At 58.7% G+C, this 351-nt stretch carries 1 pseudogene; it reads left to right on the forward strand.

Going from position 1 to position 351, the window contains the following annotated elements:
- Window positions 1-258: pseudogene (locus KVS69_RS19025) on the forward strand (ketol-acid reductoisomerase); the annotation flags it as partial.
- Window positions 259-351 lie beyond the last annotated feature (93 nt).

The following is a 351-nucleotide window of genomic DNA, read 5'->3' on the forward strand; positions in this document are numbered from 1 at the left end:
GCCGAGTGGGGCGAATACGTCACGGGTCCGCGCATCATCACGGAAGAAACCAAGGCCGAGATGAAGCGCGTGCTGAAGGACATCCAGACCGGCAAGTTCACCTCCGAATGGATGCAGGAATACCGTTCCGGCATGGCCCGCTTCAAGGGCATTCGCCGCAACAACGACGCCCACCAGATCGAGGAAGTCGGTACCAAGCTGCGCCCCATGATGCCCTGGATCGGCAAGAACAAGCTGCTCGACAAGGCTGTCAACTAAGCTTTTCGCAGATAGTCTCGCGAATTCCGAGGCCGGGGCGCAAGCTCCGGCCTTCTTTCATTCACGGTGTTGGGCTAAATTCGGAACGTGGTC

It is taken from the genome of Stenotrophomonas sp. GbtcB23, from assembly GCF_019091045.1.
In the GTDB taxonomy this organism is placed as follows: domain Bacteria; phylum Pseudomonadota; class Gammaproteobacteria; order Xanthomonadales; family Xanthomonadaceae; genus Stenotrophomonas; species Stenotrophomonas rhizophila_A.